3 protein-coding genes are annotated in these 2,667 nt (G+C 46.7%); 2 read left to right on the plus strand and 1 reads right to left on the minus strand.

Going from position 1 to position 2,667, the window contains the following annotated elements; translation table 11 throughout:
• The first annotated feature begins 188 nt into the window (after positions 1 to 188).
• Both istA and istB read left to right on the plus strand, forming a co-directional pair.
• A complete protein-coding gene (gene istA / locus KKE07_05140) occupies positions 189 to 1,718 on the plus strand; it encodes an IS21 family transposase (GenBank protein ID MBU4270227.1) in 1,530 nt (509 codons plus the stop codon).
• A 9-nt stretch (positions 1,719 to 1,727) separates the two neighbouring features.
• Positions 1,728 to 2,486, plus strand: a complete 759-nt coding sequence (gene istB, locus KKE07_05145; protein MBU4270228.1) for an IS21-like element helper ATPase IstB — start codon at positions 1,728 to 1,730, stop codon at positions 2,484 to 2,486.
• Here istB and KKE07_05150 read toward each other — a convergent pair.
• On the minus strand, positions 2,476 to 2,667 hold a 192-nt coding region (locus KKE07_05150), incomplete at its 5' end, for a hypothetical protein (protein ID MBU4270229.1). The two genes, istB and KKE07_05150, sit on opposite strands and share 11 nt — an antisense overlap.

The raw sequence follows: 2,667 nt of genomic DNA on the forward strand, positions 1-2,667 counted from the left end.
ATAATACATATTCCGGCTCAAACCTGCCACTGATTCCGTTTTAAAGCTGCCACCTATTCCGGTCCAAACCTGCCACTCGTTCCGGAGCAAACCTGCCACTTAAAAATCTTCTCAAAACCAATAGCGACCACATAATCGCCACAGAAAATTAACTGTGGAGAAAGAAAATGGCCCAGAGGAGAACACCCTTGAAGCGAATACGAGAAGCATTACGGCTGCATTATGAATGCGGTTTAAGCCTGAGAAAGACAGCCCAGGCGCTGTCAATATCTCGGCCTGTTTTAACATCATATTTAGAGCGATGTCAGGCCCATGCCATAACCTACGAAAAAGCACAGGCAATGACAGATGAAGAGCTCACCGCCTGTTTTACCGGTAAACAACCAGAAGACCCCAGGCTGACCGAGCTGCGTGATAAATTTATTCATTACGTTAAGGAATTAACCAGAGTGGGAGTCACTCGCCAATTGCTATGGGAAGAGTACCGGATTGAGAAACCCGGCGGATACAGCTATTCACAATTTTGTTATCACTTTCAAAAGTGGCAGGACAGCCGGGAACTATACATGAGAATAGAACACAAGGCAGGAGACAAGCTGTATGTTGATTACACAGGCAAGAAGATGGAGGTCGTAGACCCACGGACTGGAGAGATACGAACAGCCGAGATATTCGTAGCTGCTCTGGGAGCGAGCAAATTGATCTATGCCGAGGCGGTATGGACCCAGCAGAAGCACGACTTTATACGGGCCCAGATCAACGCGCTGACATATATTGGCGGAGTGCCCCGGGCCATTGTGCCAGACTGCCTTAAGACAGCGGTCACCAAAGCCCACCGGTATGAACCGGATATCAATCCAGAATATCAGGACTTCGCAAACCATTATGAAACAACCATACTTGCGGCACGGCCATACAAGCCAAAAGACAAGGCGCAGGTTGAGGTTTCCGTGCGCATTGTTTATCAGCGGATATGCGCGCCCCTGAGAAACCGGGTTTTTCATAGTCTTGAAGAGTTGAACCGGGCAATCAGAGAACAGCTTGAAGTATTAAACAACCGGCCTCTTAAGGATTATGGTGTAAGCAGATGGGAGTTGTTTAATGAAATAGAAAAAGACACTCTCATGCCACTCCCGGTAGAGGAGTATACCATTCGTCACTTTGCCCGCTGCAAAGTACAGTTCAATTACCATCTCTATCTTACCGAAGACAAGCATTACTACAGCGTACCCTATCAGCACCGCGGCAAGCACGTTGAGGTGCGATATACCTCCAGTATGGTCGAAATATACCTGAACAACAGCCGTATAGCCCTGCATAAGCGTGTGTTTAAGAAATTTTCATACTCAACCAACAAAGACCACATGCCTCCCGGACATGCCTTCATGAATGACTGGAGCGCCGAGAAGTTTATTGGCTGGGCGCACAATATTGGTGAACAGGCGACTGAAGTTATTGAAGGGATTTTATCATCCAAAGGTCATCCTGAACAGGGATACAAGGTCTGCCTGGGGATACTCAATCTTGCCAGGGAATACGGCAAAGACCGTCTGAACAAGGCCTGCAAACGGGCGCTCTATCTTGATTCGCTTTCACTAAAGGTGATTACGAATATATTAAAAAACGGTCTGGAAGATATGGACGATGAGTGTGCATCAGAGAGACAGCTTGAGATGTTCCATCATGAAAACATTCGGGGACCGGAATACTATCATTAGGAGAAATACATGAATACGTCAGAGACCATAACAAAGATGAAGGAGTTACGGCTTCATGGCATGCATCGCATGTTCGAAGAGCTCAGGTCAAGCAAGAATGCCGCATCGCTCTCCCACGATGAACTGGTGGCTCATCTTATTGATGCGGAGTGGGATGACCGCTACAACCGCAAGATTTCCCGGCTGCAGGCCGGGGCCGGGTTCAGGTACAAAGCCTGTATCGAAGAAATTGAATATGCAAAGGCCAGAAATCTTGATAAGAATAGTATCCTTTCCCTGGGCAGATGCGACTGGATTACAAAGGGGGACAACATCCTCATAACCGGAGCAACAGGCACCGGAAAAAGTTTTCTCGCCTGCGCCCTGGGGCATCGGGCCTGCATGAACAGATACAAAGTACGGTATCTGAATTGCATGAAACTTTTTTCTCACCTGAAATACGCAAAAGCTGACGGTTCATATTTCAAGGAAATGACTCAGCTTCAAAAGCAGGACCTCCTGATCCTTGATGATTTCGGCCTGAAACCCTTTGACGCTGATAGCAGGCTTATGCTCCTGGAACTTCTGGAAGACCGCTATGGAAATAAATCCACAATCATAGCATCTCAAATACCGGTTTCAGTATGGTTTGATATTATAGGTGATAAAACCATCGCGGATGCAATCTGTGACCGGTTCATTCATAATGCGGAAAAAATTGAACTAAAAGGAGACACAATGCGGGTGAAAAAAAATAATTCTGGACGAAACCTGCCACCTAAGAAATAACAGTTTGAGACAGTGAAGATTTTTTAAAAGTGGTAAACTTTGCTCCGGAATGGGTGGCAGGTTTCACCGGAATGTGTACACGAATCTCATTGAGCGTGTCATTCATGAAGTGCGCCGCAGGACAAAAGTGATGTGCACCATCGACAGCGAGAAGGGTTGTTATGGGATATTGATGGGCATC

The sequence above is a fragment of the Candidatus Dependentiae bacterium genome, assembly GCA_018897535.1.
Lineage (GTDB): Bacteria > Babelota > Babeliae > Babelales > UASB340 > UASB340.